This window comes from Nocardia sp. XZ_19_385, from assembly GCF_015355755.1.
GTDB lineage: Bacteria > Actinomycetota > Actinomycetes > Mycobacteriales > Mycobacteriaceae > Nocardia.
The window spans coordinates 1,671,749-1,685,043 of sequence record NZ_JACVEE010000001.1 but is presented as its reverse complement, the minus strand read 5'-3'; the positions used below and the strand labels follow the sequence as shown (position 1 = coordinate 1,685,043).

The window sequence follows — 13,295 nt, the reverse complement described above, 5'->3', positions numbered from 1 at the left end:
GCCCCGATCATGCCGACTCCCGAAAGGTCGTCGAATTGCATTTGAAGAGTCTGACGTTGAAGGGATTCAAGTCCTTCGCGTCCGCGACGACCCTGCGGTTCGAACCCGGGATCACCTGCGTGGTCGGTCCGAACGGTTCCGGCAAATCGAATGTCGTCGACGCACTGACCTGGGTGATGGGCGAGCAGGGCGCGAAAGCGTTGCGCGGCGGCAAGATGCAGGACGTCATCTTCGCGGGCACCACGGGCCGCGCGCCGCTCGGTCGCGCCGAAGTCACGCTGACCATCGACAATTCCGACGGCGCACTGCCCATCGACTACGCCGAGGTGTCGATCACCCGGCGCATGTTCCGCGACGGCGCCGGTGAGTACGAGATCAACGGCAGCAGCTGCCGTTTGATGGATGTGCAGGAACTGCTCAGTGACTCCGGTATCGGCCGGGAAATGCACGTCATCGTGGGGCAGGGGCAGCTCTCGGCGATCCTGGAATCGCGCCCGGAGGATCGGCGCGCGTTCGTCGAGGAGGCCGCCGGTGTGCTCAAGCACCGCAAGCGCAAAGAGAAAGCGGTGCGCAAACTCGAGGCGATGCAGGCGAATCTGGCGCGCCTGACCGACCTCACCACCGAATTGCGCCGCCAGCTCAAGCCGCTCGGCCGGCAGGCCGAAGTGGCGCGGCGGGCGCAGACCGTGCAGGCCGACCTGCGGGACGCGCGATTGCGTTTGGCCGCCGACGATCTGGTGACGCGGCGCGGCGAGCTGGAAAGCCAGCAGAGTAAAGAGGCCTACGCGCGCGAGCAGCACATCACGGTGCAATCCGAGCTCGACGCCGCCAACGCGGTGCTGGCGCAGCAGGAATTCCAGTTGTCGCGGCTGACCCCGAGCGCGGAGGCGGCGGCACAGATCTGGTTCCAGCTCTCGGCGCTGACCGAACGGGTGAACGCGACCATCCGGATCGCCGGTGATCGGGCGCGTCATCTGGATACCGAAGTGCAGGTCGGCACCGGCCGCGACCCCGACCAGCTGGAAGCCGAAGCCGCGCGGGTGGAGGCCGAGGAGGCCGAACTGCGGGAGACCGTGGAGATCGCGGCCGAAACCCTGGAGGCGGCGCGCGACGCGCTGGCCGAACGCGAGTACGCCGCCAAAGCCGCCGAGCAGGCGCATCTGGCCGCGGTGCGCGCGATCGCCGACCGGCGCGAAGGTCTGGCGCGACTGTCGGGGCAGGTCGATACCTTGCGCACCAAGGCGCAGTCGATGGACGCGGAGATCGCGCGACTGTCGGGAGCGATCACCGAGGCCCGGCACCGCGGGGAGGCCGCGCAGGCCGAATTCGACACGGTGCAGAGCGAACTCGGTGAACTCGATGCCGGTGAGGCCGGGCTCGACGCCCAGCACGAGCACGCGGTGCAGGCGCTGGAGCTGGCCGATCAGCGGGTCAAGGAACTGCGCGAACAGGATCGCGACGCCAGCAAGCTGGTCGCGTCGCTGAGCGCGCGGATCGAAGCGCTGAGCATGGGTTTGGCGCGTCGCGACGGTGCGGCCTGGCTGGTGGAGAACCAGACCCAGGGGCTGCTCGGCCCGCTCTCCGGATTGCTGCGCGTACACAACGGATTCGAAGCGGCCGTGGCCGCGACACTGGGTCCGCTGGCCGACGCGGTCGCCGCCGACGGCGCTGCCAGTGCGCACGCCGCGGTGCGTTCGTTGAAGGAAGCCGATGGGGGACGGGTCGCGCTGGTCTTCGGAGCGGACAAGGCCGGACCGCTGCCGGATGGTGGGCTGCCGGGTTCGGCGCGCTGGCTCGCCGACGTGGTGGACTGCCCGGACTCGGTGCGCGGCGCCATCGCGGCTTTGACCGCGGGCGTGGCGGTGGTCGAGAACCTTTCCGCCGCAACCGAACTGCTGCGGGCCCGCCCGGAACTGCGGGTCGTCACCCGCGAGGGTGACCTCACCGGTTCCGGCTGGATCCTCGGCGGCTCCGACCGCGCGCCCAGTCAACTGGAGATCCAAGCCGATATCGACACCGCCAAAGCCGACCTGATCGCCGCGCAACGCCACGCCGAGGAACTGGAAGCCGCCCTGTCGGGCGCGCTCGACGAACAGTCCGACCGCAAGGACGCTGTCGACCAGGCGCTGCTCGCCCTGCACGAGTCCGACCAGGCGCTGATGACGATCTACGACCGGCTCGGCCGCCTCGGCCAGGCCGCCCGCGCCGCCACCGGGGACAGTGAGCGACTCACCAAGCAGCGCGCCGACGCCGAAGCCGGGCGCACGGAATCCCTCACCGCCCTGGCCGAATTGGAAGACCGGCTGCGCGCCGTCGAAGTCGAGCAGGACGATTCCGAGCTGGCCGCCGCGGGAACCGAATCCGCGGGCCGCGATCGCGAAGAAGCCGCCGCCGCGCTGGCCGAGGCCCGCTCGATGGAAGTGGAAGCGCGCCTGGCCGTGCGCACCGCCGAGGAACGCGCGGAATCGGTACGCGGCAAGGCGGATTCGCTGCGCCGCGCCGCCCGCGCCGAACGGGAAGCCCGCGCCCGCGCCGAACGCGCGCACGCCGCTCGCAGGCAGGCCGCCGAAGTGGCCGCGGCCGTGGCGGCCGCCGGTGCCCGCATCGCCGCCGAACTGGAAAAGGTTGTCGCCGAGGCGAGTGCCCGCCGCGACGACCTGGTGCGCCGTCGCACCGAAGCCGCCGCGCAGGTCGAGCAGATCAAGGAACGTGTCCGCGCGCTTGCCACGCAGCTGGCCCAGCTGACCGACGCCGTGCACCGCGACGAAGTCGCCAAAGCCCAAGCGGCCCTGCGCATCGAACAGCTCGAAGCCAATATCTCCGAGCAGTTCGGCATCGCGCTCAACGACCTGATCGAGGAGTACGGGCCCGCCGTGCCGCTCCCGGCCAGCGACCTGGAATGGCAGGAATACGACCAGGCCCGGGAACGTGGCGAACAGGTCACCGCGCCGACCGCGATGCCCTACGACCGCGCCACCCAGGAACGCCGCGCCAAACGAGCCGAGAAGGACCTCGCCACCCTCGGCAAGGTGAATCCCCTTGCGCTGGAAGAGTTCGCGGCGCTGGAGGAACGCTACAACTTCCTGTCCACCCAGCTCGAAGACGTCAAGAACGCCCGCAAGGACCTCCTGGACGTCGTCGCTGAAGTAGACGCCCGCATTCTGCAGGTGTTCACCGAGGCCTACGAGGACGTGGAACGCGAATTCGTCGGTGTCTTCGCGAAACTGTTCCCCGGCGGCGAAGGCCGGCTCGTGCTAACCGACCCCGCCGACATGCTCACCACCGGCATCGAGGTCGAGGCCCGCCCGCCGGGCAAGAAGGTCAAGCGCCTGTCCCTGCTCTCCGGCGGCGAAAAATCCCTCACCGCAGTAGCTTTGCTGGTCGCCATCTTCCGCGCCCGCCCCTCCCCGTTCTACGTCATGGACGAGGTCGAAGCAGCCCTGGACGACACCAACCTGCGCCGCCTCATCGGCCTCTTCGAGCAACTGCGCGAAAAGAGCCAGCTGATCGTCATCACCCACCAGAAGCCCACCATGGAGATCGCCGACGCCCTCTACGGCGTCAGCATGCGCGGCGACGGCATCACCCAGGTCATCTCGCAGCGCATGCGCGGCGAGAACCTCGTCGGCGCGGCGGCGAACTGACCGCTACGTGCGGTCAGGGGTTTGCATCGAGCGGCGCATCACCGCGGGATGGCGGAGCATCGTCGGGAGCAGTCGCACGGCCACGAGGGTGAGTGCCAGCCATGGGCGCAGGTGTGGGCCGAAGCGGCGGATTCGGCCATCGGCGTCGAGATCGATGATCATGGCGTCGGTTAGCTGAACCGGGCCGATCTTGGCGTGCCCGATGACGACTCGACGGTCGCCGGTGCCGATCGGGGCTTCCCAGCTGCTGTCGGACAGCGCCGAGTAGACCGCGGTGAGCAGGATCCGGAGATCGTCGTGGCCGCGGAACACCGCGCGCCCGGACAGTGGTGAGACCAGCACCGCGTCCTGGGCGACCGCTTTCATCATGGTGTCGAAATCGCGCGCCGCGGAGGCGGCGCAGTACTGAGCCAGGAAATCTTCCATCACACCGAATCTACGCCTGTCTGTCGTTGTGCCGGTGCGGCTTTCGCAGGCGTAGATCCGGCAGGAGCTCAGAGCTTCAGTACCGCGACGCGCGGGGTGAAATTCACGCCGAAGTCGGCGCCGTCGAGGACCTGCACCCGGTCGGGATCCAGGCGCAGGATATCGAAGTCGGGGCTGTCGTGGCTCGGTGCCGCGAACTGCCGTAAGTCGTAGCCGACCGGTGGTGGGGTGGTCATGAACAGATCCCAGACGTGCTTCTTGGTGTCCAGGTCTTCGACCCAGCTCGCGACGGCCTCGCCCTGCACCACACTTTGTGCCGGGCTCCAATACGAGAACGCCACAACCGGATTGGCGGCCAGGTGGCGCACCTTGATCGGGGTCCGGCCGGTGACGATCCAGCCCACCGGACGGCCGTCGACCTGCTCCCAGAGCGGGTGCAGGATCCGGGACCGCGGCCGGCCGTTGCCGTCGACCGTGGTGATCGTGCACCACACCACCTCCGCGGTGAACCGGAAGAAGTCATCCGCGATATCCCCGAAACTCGTTGTCACACCGACTCCTCACGCCTTGGATCCTGTTCTCGCTCGCATGGTCGCACGAGACACCGACAAGTTCGGATGTTCAGCTCGCGAGGATAGCTTTCAGCTGGGCGGATCCAGTTGTGGTGAGCCAGGATTCGAGGGTCGTCAGGCCCGGATGGATGGCGCGCAGGGCGTGGATATCGGCGTGCCAGCCGCCGGTGTGGCGGCTCAGACGCCAGACATTGGCGATCTCCGGGCCGATGGCCGCCGCGTCGGATTCGGTGAGCTCCTCGTAGCGCACCGGTTGGCCGATGTGTTCGCTGATCAGTGCCGCGGCCTCGGTGGGCTTGATTGCCGCACCGGCGATTTCGAGGGTCAGGCCGTGGAAACGGTCCGGGTCGGCGAAGGCGAGGGCGGCGAATTCGGCGACGTCGGCGACCGCGATCATCTGCAGCGGGCGGTCGGCGGGGAAGAGGTGGCGGTGCACGCCGTCGTTGATGCCGTCCACCGGGAAGCCCTGCATCAGATAGTTCTCCATGAAGCGCACCGGCCGCAGGATGGTGTAGCGCAGGCCGCTGGCAATCACGGCCTGTTCGATGCGGCGCTTGCCGCCGGTGCCCCAGTTGTCGTCGTTGCCCATCGAGGCGATACCGGTGAAGACCAGCTGATCGACCCCGGCCGTGCGGGCGAGGCGCACCAGGAGTTCACCGCGCCCGGCTTCCAATTCGAGATCCCAGCCCCCTGCTCCGTAGGCGGCGGGTGGTACGACGAAGACTGCCCGCGTCCCGGCGAGCGCGGCTTCGAGGGTGTCGGGTGCGTCGAAATCCCCGAGGGCAAGTTCGGCCCCGGCGGCCGCCAAAGCCTGTGCGGCCTCGGTGTTCTGGTCGCGGACCAGTGCGCGGACCGCGACACCCGCGGCCAGCAACCGGTGCGCGGTGGCGCCGCCCTGCTTGCCGGTGGCGCCGGTGACGAGGATCGGATTCTGCGGGAAGGACATTCGGTGCCTGCTTCTGTGAGACTGCTAGATTCAATCGGGTCGGACGACCCGCTTCCGGACCATACGGGTGGTGCGGCCCGCTGAACCAGGCACGAAAACGGAAGGCCGTAACGAAATGTCCACTCCATCCACCGCTCTCGGCCCCGTTTCCCGCACCGATGCCCGGCGCAACCGCGCCTTGGTCCTGGCCGCCGCGCAGCAGGCCTTCGCCGAACACGGAATCTCGGTGTCACTGGCCGAGATCGCCCGCCGCGCCGGTGTCGGCGCGGGCACCGTCTACCGGCATTTCCCCACGAAATCCGATCTGCTGGAAGCGGTTATGCAGCAGCGAATCGACCGGTTGGCTCGCTTTGCCGCCGCACACCAGAACACCGCGGACCCCGGCGCCGCCTTCTTCGCCGTGTGCACCGAGGTAGTCGCCTCCACCCCCGGCAACCAGGCTCTTTGCGACATAGTGCAATCCGATGACGGCTGGCCCCGCGCCCTGATCCAGAGCGCGGGCGCCCGCTTCCACCGCGCCCTCGAAGCGCTTCTCGACGCCGCCCAGCAGCAAGGCGCGGTCCGCCCCGACATCGCTCTCGCCGACGTCCTCGACATCTTCACCGGATGCGTTGCCATCCAACGACATCAACGTCCCGACCGCAGCCTCGTCCGCGGCGCCGCCCTGGTCCTCGACGCCCTGCGCACCACCCCCGTAACGAAACCCGCCACAAACCCCAACTCGCAGAACGAAACCCCACCGCGTAACGAAACAAAAGGCCCGCGCTGCCCGATCTGCGCCACCGAACTCCACCGCCCGCCAACCGGCCGCCCAGCCCGCTACTGCTCGGCGGCCTGCCGCCAGAAGGCACACCGCCGCCGCGCCGCCCAACCGCTTCCGCCGCGCTGACCCTCAGGACGCGCGGAAATCGGCCTTTACGACTTACAGCAGGTCGCTTACGTCGTCCGGCACGTCGACGGCGTATTTGCGCAGGATGTCCATGGAGATGACCTCCAGGGCGTTCTCATGTGTGGCGGCCAGCACAACCGGTGCGGCGACGCCGTCCTCGTGGGCGTGCAACCAGCGCACGGCGACCACGCACCATCTGTCGCCGGGTTGCAGGCCAGGGAAGTTGTTGTCCGGACGGGGGGTGGACAGGTCGTTGCCGATGGAGGCCTGGTGCTCCAGGAATTCGGCCGTGACAACGGTGCAGACGGTGTGGCTGCCGAGATCCTCCGGGCCGGTACTGCAGCAGCCATCCCGATAGAAGCCGGTGAGAGGATCGGCGCCGCATTCTTCGAGCGGCCCCCCAAGCACGTTTCGGTCAGTCACGCTGCCGATCCTATTGTCAGTTCGCGAGAAGTTCCGCAGGACAAGAAATCTCGCTGGTTGTGTTCAGTGCACAACTGGCTTCTGCCTGGCTACAAGCCGCCGCTGCCGGACTCGTCCGGTTGTGCCTAGTCGGCGGCGTGTCGGGGTTCTGCAAGGATGGGGCCCGTGAGTGCCGAAGCATGGATTCTGATCGCCGCGATTGCCGCGCTGCTGCTGGTGGTGCTTGTTGCCGGTTCCGTCCGGTACAAGCGACGCCGGGTGTCGCTTGCGCCGCCGACCCCGGACAAGGAGGTGACCGACCGGTCCGGTGGTTATACGGCCCAGGGTGGGTTCAGCTTCAGTCAGGGCGGTACCGACACCGCGACTCTCGAACCCGTTCCTCTCGAGCGGACCGATGACGAAGGCCAGCCGCACGTCGGCGACGACGCGGCGATCCCGCGGGACGCCCCGAAGCGCGGCATCACCAACGTCACGCTGCCGGACGGCGACGTCGAGTCCGTCGAGACTGTCGAGGTCGTCGAATCCGTCGAGGTTGTCGAGGTCGTCGAAGAGGCTCCCGCGCCCACCCTCGACGAGATCGAGCCCACCGAGGGCCGCTTGTTCCGCCTGCGTGGCCGCCTGGCCTGCTCCCAGAACGCGGTCGGCAAGAGCCTGCTCGGCCTGCTCGGCGCCGGCGACCTCGACGAGGACTCGTGGGAGGAGATCGAGGACACCCTGGTCCTGGCCGATCTCGGCACCGCCAGCACCGCGGCCGTGGTCACCCGCCTGCGCGAGGAGATCGCCGCCCACAGTGTGCGCAGCCCTGAAGAGGCCCGCGCCATCTTGCGCAAGGTGCTGATCGAAGCGCTGCGCCCGGAGCTGGACCGCTCGGTGCGCGCCCTGCCGCACGACGACCACCCCGCGGTCCTGCTGGTGGTCGGCGTCAACGGCACCGGAAAGACCACCACCACAGGCAAACTCGCCCGCGTGCTGGTCGCCGACGGCCGCCGCGTGCTGCTCGGCGCGGCCGACACCTTCCGTGCCGCCGCCGCCGATCAGCTGCAGACCTGGGGTGAGCGCGTCGGCGCGGAGACCGTGCGCGGCAAGGAAGCCGCCGACCCGGCCGCCGTCGCGTTCGACGCGGTCAGCGCCGGCATCGATCGCGGCGTGGACGTCGTGCTCATCGACACCGCCGGCCGCCTGCACACCAAGACCGGTCTGATGGACGAGCTCGGCAAGGTCAAGCGCGTCATCGAGAAAAAGGCCGAGGTCGACGAGGTGCTGCTCGTACTGGACGCGACCATCGGCCAGAACGGCCTCATGCAGGCCCGGGTCTTCGCCGAAGTGGTGGACATCACCGGCGTCGTGCTCACCAAGCTGGACGGAACCGCCAAGGGCGGCATCGTCTTCCAGGTGCAGCACGAACTCGGCGTCCCGGTGAAGCTGGTCGGGCTCGGCGAAGGCGCGGACGATCTGGCCCCGTTCGAACCGGGTGCGTTCGTCGACGCCCTGCTGGGCTGATCGATTACCGGGCATTTGCCGCTCACCGAGCCTCACACCTGCGCTTTCCTGAGAGGTCGGCACTACGAAACGTAGATGCAACACAACTGGCTCATCCGTTCACGCACGCGAAACCTCGCGGCACGCCAGATGAAACACCGAGTGAGGAACCTTTCTGTTCAGGTCCATATCGCCGTTGGTCGGCTGGGCCCGAGATGAGGAGGACTTCAAGGTGGCATTTCCCGTAATCGGCGCGCCGGACGCCGGCGATACCGCATGGATGCTGACAAGCGCAGCACTCGTGCTGTTGATGACACCCGGACTCGCGTTTTTCTACGGCGGCATGGTCCGTAGCAAGAACGTGCTGAACATGATCATGATGAGCGTCAGCGCCATGGGGTTGGTTTCCATCCTCTGGGTGCTCTACGGCTTCTCGATGACCTTCGGTGACGACAAGGGCAACTTCTTCGGCGATCCCGCTCAGTACTTCGGTCTGAAGTCGGTGTTCGGCGGCGCTGACCAGTCCAACGTCTTAGCCGACGTCGAGACCGCGGTGCCGCTGGCCGGAACCATTCCGCTGCCGGTGTTCGTCGCGTTCCAGCTCATGTTCGCCATCATCACGGTGGCCCTCATCTCGGGCGCGGTCGCCGACCGCCTCAAGTTCGGCTCGTGGCTGCTGTTCGCCGGTATCTGGGCGACGGTCGTGTACTTCCCGGTCGCGCACTGGGTCTTCGCTTTCGACGGCATCACCGCCGAGTCCGGCGGCTGGATCGCCAACAACCTCAAGGCCATCGACTTCGCCGGTGGTACCGCGGTGCACATCAACGCCGGTGTCGCGGGCCTGGTGCTGGCTGTTGTCCTGGGCAAACGCAAGGGCTGGCCGAAGACGCCGTTCCGTCCGCACAATCTGCCGTTCGTGATGCTCGGCGCCGGTCTGCTGTGGTTCGGCTGGTACGGCTTCAACGCCGGTTCCGCTGTCGGCGCCACCGCCACCGCGGGCGCCACCTTCCTGACGACCACCGTCGCCACGGCTACGGCCATGCTGGCGTGGTTGCTGGTGGAGAAGTTCCGTGACGGCCACGCCACCTCCCTCGGCGCGGCCTCGGGCATCGTGGCCGGTCTGGTCGCCATCACCCCGGCTTGTTCCTCGGTGAACGCGGTCGGCGCCATCGCCATCGGCGCGGCCGCCGGCGCTCTGTGTGCCCTCGCGGTCGGCCTGAAGTTCCGCTTCGGCTTCGACGATTCGCTCGACGTGGTCGGCGTGCACTTGGTCGGCGGTCTGGTCGGCACCCTGATGGTCGGCCTGGTCGCGACCGAGGAAGCTCCGGCGGCGGTCAAGGGCTTGTTCTACGGTGGTGGCATCGAGCAGTTGAAGCTGCAGGCCGTCGGAGCGTTCGCCGTCCTCGCATACTCGCTGGTCGCGACTACCGTGATCGCTTACATCATCAAGTTCACGATCGGGCTGCGCGCTAGCGAGGAAGGCGAGTCGGTGGGCCTGGACGAGTCCGAGCACGCGGAAACCGCATACGATTTCGCTGCTGTGGGTGGCACGGCACGCTCGGCCAGCTCGGTCCCGAGCTCGCTCGTCAAGGAGGCATGACGACTATGAAGTTGATCACCGCAATCGTCAAACCGTTCACGCTCGAAGACGTCAAGACCGCGCTGGAGCAGGCGGGCGTGCTCGGCATGACCGTCAGCGAGGTGCAGGGTTACGGGCGGCAGAAGGGTCACACCGAGGTCTACCGCGGCGCCGAGTACTCGGTCGACTTCGTGCCCAAGGTGCGCGTCGAGGTCGTGGTGGACGATGCCTCGGTCGACAAGGTCGTCGAGGTGATCGTCGAAGCGTCGCGCACCGGCAAGATCGGTGACGGCAAGGTCTGGGTCACCCCGGTCGAGTCGATCATCCGGGTCCGGACCGGCGAACGCGGTACCGACGCTCTGTAAAGCCAGAACGACAATCGAGCGGCGGCCTCGCTCCTACCGGTTTATCCCCGGTCAGGGGCGGGGCCGCCCGCATTGGATGGTGGTGGGTTGTGGGTCAGTCGAATGGAGCGGCCGAACTGGTCGCGGCACGGAAACAACTGCTCGACGGGGGCGTTCCCCGGAATCCGCGCTTGGACTCCGAATCGGTGCGGGCGGCACTGGTCGATCTCTACGAACTGTGGCTGACCACCAAGGGCGCCGAACTCGGCATCACCGCCGACAGCGGGCTGGCCGTGGTGGCCGTCGGCGGACTCGGCCGCAAGGAGATGCTGCCGTACTCGGATCTGGATCTGGTGCTGCTGCACGACAATGTCGATCCGGCCCGGGTTGCCGAGGTCGCCGACCAGCTCTGGTACCCGCTTTGGGACGCCCACATCAAACTCGACCACAGTGTGCGGACCGTGCCGCAGGCGCTGCGGGTGGCCGCCGACGACCTGATCGCGGCCATGGGCATGCTCGAGGCCAGGCACATCGTCGGTGACGCGGATCTGAGCAATCTGCTGATCGGCGGGGTGCGCCGGGAATGGCGGACCGGGATCCGCGGCCGGTTCGACGAGATCATCGCCCAGGCCGAAGCGCGCTGGCAGCGCAGCGGTGAGATCGCGCACCGCGCCGAACCCGATCTGAAGAACGGGCGCGGCGGGCTGCGGGACATTCAGTTGCTGGACGCGCTGGCTATCGCCCAGCTGACCGATGCCATGCCGGGGCTCGGGCCGGATGTGCCGGGTGGCGGCCTGAAGACCGCTCATCGCCGGTTGCTGGATGTTCGCACCGAGCTGCATCGGGTGGCGGGCCGCGCCCGCGATCAACTCCGCGCCCAGGATGCCGACGAGATCGGCAGCGCCCTGCGGATCGGCGATCGCTTCGATTTGGCTCGCACCCTGAGCGATTCGGCTCGGACGGTGAGCTACTCGGTCGATGTCGGCCTGCGCACCGCCGCGAACGCGCTGCCCCGCCGCGGCCTGGCCCGGCTGCGCCGGATGCCGGTGCGTCGACCACTCGATGAGGGGGTGGTCGAGCACGCGGGCGAGGTGGTGCTGGCCCGGGACGCGCGGCCGCAGCGCGATCCCGGGCTGATCCTGCGGGTCGCGGCGGCCTCGGCGCAGACCGGGCTGCCGATGTCGGCGACCACGCTGAACCGGCTCTCCGAGGACGCGCCCGAGTTGCGCGAGCCGTGGCCCAAGGACGCGTTGAACGATCTGCTCGTGCTGCTCGGCTCCGGTCGCGGCCTCATCGATGCGATCGAGGCACTGGACCGCACCGGGTTGTGGGGGCGGTTGCTGCCGGAATGGGGTGCGGTGCGCGATCTTCCGCCGCGCGATGCCATGCACACCTGGACCGTCGACCGCCATCTGATGGAAACCGTCGCTTACGCAAGCGCTTTGAGCACCCGGGTCGCCCGCCCGGATCTGCTCGCCCTCGGCGCCCTGCTGCACGACATCGGCAAGGGCCGTGCGGGTGACCACAGCGTCGTCGGCGCGGAACTGGCCACCCACATCGGCCGCCGACTAGGCCTGTGGCCGCACGACGTTCGCACCTTGTCCGCGATGGTGCGGCACCATCTGCTGCTGCCCGAGACCGCGACCCGGCGCGACCTCGCCGACCCCGGCACCGTGCAATACGTTGTCGACGCCCTCGATGGCGACATTCAGCTGCTGGAGCTGCTGCACGCGCTCGCCGAAGCCGATTCGCTCGCCACCGGCCCTGGGGTGTGGGGTGATTGGAAGGCCTCGCTCATCGGTGATCTGGTGCGCCGCTGCCGTCTGGTGCTGACCGGCGAGCCACTGCCGACACCCGAACCGATTGCGCCGGAACTGATCGCCGAGGCCGAAGCCGGTGGCGTGCACATCGATTTGCGGCCCGCCGAAGGCAAATACACCTACACCGTCACCATCATCGCGCCGGACAGTCCGGGGCTGCTCTCGGATTCGGCGGGCGTGCTCGCCTTGCATTCGCTGCGCGTGCTGTCGGCCGCGGTCGGCGGGGCGGGGGAGTCGGCGATCAACACCTTCGTGGTCTCACCGAAGTTCGGCGATCCGCCGGACCCCGGTTTGCTGCGCCAGGAACTCATTCGCGCCATCGCCGGCGATCTCGATCTGCCCGCGCTGCTGGCGAAGCGGGAACGCGACGCCGGGATCGGCCCGAGTCCCTACGCGCAGGCCGAGCCGCGCCTGATCTGGTCGCACACCAGCACTCCCGGGCAGTTGCTGCTCGAGTTGCGCGCCGAGGATCGGATCGGGTTGCTCAGCCGGTTGGCCGCCGCGTTCTCGGCCTCCGGCGCCAACGTGCGCTGGGCGAAAGTGGTGACCATGGGTTCGGCCGTAGTAGATGCGTTCTGCCTGGACCTCGGGTCCGAGGACGGCCCGGGACGCCGGGAAACCATCGAAATGGCTGTCATGGAAGTGGTCCCGCGACCCGCGCCGAAGAAGCCGGAGGAGACAGCCGCCACATAAAACGGACCACGCTATCAAACCGTTGCACGCGATTTGCTGGAACCCATAGGCAGAGGCTGTCCCGCGCCCTAGTATCAGAGCGTCTGGCTATCGCGAGCATGAGGGGAGCAGGTCGGTGGCGATTGAAGTCGTTTCGGCGTCGATGATGACGAGCAACGAGACAACGCACATGGCGCGCTGTGTCGGCGGTGACCGCTGGGTCGTTTCCTGGCTGCCCGGCCGCACCCTCACCGGGCAGCAAGCTGTGACCGCGATGACCATTGCCGTCACCACCGCCTCCACCGACGCCCCGACCGATGCCGATTACGCCCTGCTCGACGACCTCGCGCTGGAACTCGGCCTCACCGGCCGCGAAGCCATCTTCATGGTGGGTGCGGAAAATCACGACTACCGCAAGACCGTCAAACCGCGTCGCCGCTCGCTGGACTGATCCGCGCCCCGTGCGCGATCACCGGTGTTCTCCGATTACTCTGGGGTGGT

At 68.1% G+C, this 13,295-nt stretch carries 11 protein-coding genes; 7 read left to right on the top strand and 4 right to left on the bottom strand.

What is annotated here, in order from left to right; all coding sequences use genetic code 11:
- The first annotated feature begins 35 nt into the window (after nt 1-35).
- Nucleotides 36-3,644 (top strand): chromosome segregation protein SMC, encoded by a 3,609-nt coding sequence (gene smc / locus IBX22_RS07905; protein ID WP_194814658.1) that lies wholly within the window; start codon nt 36-38, stop codon nt 3,642-3,644.
- Nucleotides 3,645-3,647: 3 nt separating this feature from the next.
- Here smc and IBX22_RS07900 read toward each other — a convergent pair whose 3' ends face one another.
- The 3 genes from IBX22_RS07900 to IBX22_RS07890 all read right to left on the bottom strand — a co-directional run bounded on the left by IBX22_RS07900 (nt 3,648) and on the right by IBX22_RS07890 (nt 5,588).
- A complete protein-coding gene (locus tag IBX22_RS07900) occupies nt 3,648-4,070 on the bottom strand; it encodes a nuclear transport factor 2 family protein (RefSeq protein WP_194814657.1) in 423 nt (140 codons plus the stop codon).
- A gap of 68 nt (nt 4,071-4,138) precedes the next feature.
- Nucleotides 4,139-4,621: a pyridoxamine 5'-phosphate oxidase family protein gene (locus IBX22_RS07895; RefSeq protein WP_194814656.1), complete on the bottom strand. Its 483-nt coding sequence runs from the start codon at nt 4,619-4,621 to the stop codon at nt 4,139-4,141.
- Nucleotides 4,622-4,691: 70 nt separating this feature from the next.
- On the bottom strand, nt 4,692-5,588 hold the full coding sequence (locus tag IBX22_RS07890) for an NmrA family NAD(P)-binding protein (RefSeq protein ID WP_194814655.1): 897 nt from the start codon (nt 5,586-5,588) through the stop codon (nt 4,692-4,694).
- A gap of 115 nt (nt 5,589-5,703) precedes the next feature.
- Here IBX22_RS07890 and IBX22_RS07885 point away from each other — a divergent pair, with 115 nt between their 5' ends.
- Nucleotides 5,704-6,477, top strand: a complete 774-nt coding sequence (locus tag IBX22_RS07885; protein WP_194814654.1) for a TetR/AcrR family transcriptional regulator — start codon at nt 5,704-5,706, stop codon at nt 6,475-6,477.
- A 33-nt stretch (nt 6,478-6,510) separates the two neighbouring features.
- Here IBX22_RS07885 and IBX22_RS07880 read toward each other — a convergent pair whose 3' ends face one another.
- The gene (locus IBX22_RS07880) at nt 6,511-6,900 is read right to left on the bottom strand and encodes a DUF2237 family protein (RefSeq protein ID WP_194814653.1); all 390 of its coding nucleotides are present in this window, start codon (nt 6,898-6,900) and stop codon (nt 6,511-6,513) included.
- 156 nt (nt 6,901-7,056) lie between these two features.
- On the opposite strand from IBX22_RS07880, the gene ftsY reads away from it, so the two are divergent.
- From ftsY to IBX22_RS07855, 5 genes are all read left to right on the top strand, one after another.
- Entirely contained in the window at nt 7,057-8,400 is a 1,344-nt protein-coding gene (ftsY, locus tag IBX22_RS07875; protein ID WP_194814652.1) for a signal recognition particle-docking protein FtsY, read from the top strand.
- A 259-nt stretch (nt 8,401-8,659) separates the two neighbouring features.
- Nucleotides 8,660-9,979 carry an ammonium transporter gene (locus tag IBX22_RS07870; RefSeq protein WP_194815665.1) on the top strand — a complete coding sequence of 440 codons (1,320 nt, stop codon included), beginning with the start codon at nt 8,660-8,662 and terminating at the stop codon, nt 9,977-9,979.
- Nucleotides 9,980-9,984: 5 nt separating this feature from the next.
- On the top strand, nt 9,985-10,323 hold the full coding sequence (locus IBX22_RS07865) for a P-II family nitrogen regulator (protein WP_194815666.1): 339 nt from the start codon (nt 9,985-9,987) through the stop codon (nt 10,321-10,323).
- A gap of 89 nt (nt 10,324-10,412) precedes the next feature.
- Nucleotides 10,413-12,815 (top strand): [protein-PII] uridylyltransferase, encoded by a 2,403-nt coding sequence (locus IBX22_RS07860; protein ID WP_309234479.1) that lies wholly within the window; start codon nt 10,413-10,415, stop codon nt 12,813-12,815.
- Nucleotides 12,816-12,930: 115 nt separating this feature from the next.
- The gene (locus tag IBX22_RS07855) at nt 12,931-13,245 is read left to right on the top strand and encodes a hypothetical protein (protein ID WP_309234478.1); all 315 of its coding nucleotides are present in this window, start codon (nt 12,931-12,933) and stop codon (nt 13,243-13,245) included.
- The last annotated feature ends 50 nt before the right edge of the window (nt 13,246-13,295 follow it).

Coding starts and splice junctions, on each gene's coding strand:
- ftsY (WP_194814652.1), top strand. CDS start 7,057: ATGGGGCCCGTGAGTGCCGAAGCATGGATTCTGATCGCCGCGATTGCC.
- IBX22_RS07890 (WP_194814655.1), bottom strand. CDS start 5,588: ATGTCCTTCCCGCAGAATCCGATCCTCGTCACCGGCGCCACCGGCAAG.
- IBX22_RS07870 (WP_194815665.1), top strand. CDS start 8,660: ATGCTGACAAGCGCAGCACTCGTGCTGTTGATGACACCCGGACTCGCG.
- IBX22_RS07900 (WP_194814657.1), bottom strand. CDS start 4,070: ATGGAAGATTTCCTGGCTCAGTACTGCGCCGCCTCCGCGGCGCGCGAT.
- IBX22_RS07885 (WP_194814654.1), top strand. CDS start 5,704: ATGTCCACTCCATCCACCGCTCTCGGCCCCGTTTCCCGCACCGATGCC.
- IBX22_RS07865 (WP_194815666.1), top strand. CDS start 9,985: ATGAAGTTGATCACCGCAATCGTCAAACCGTTCACGCTCGAAGACGTC.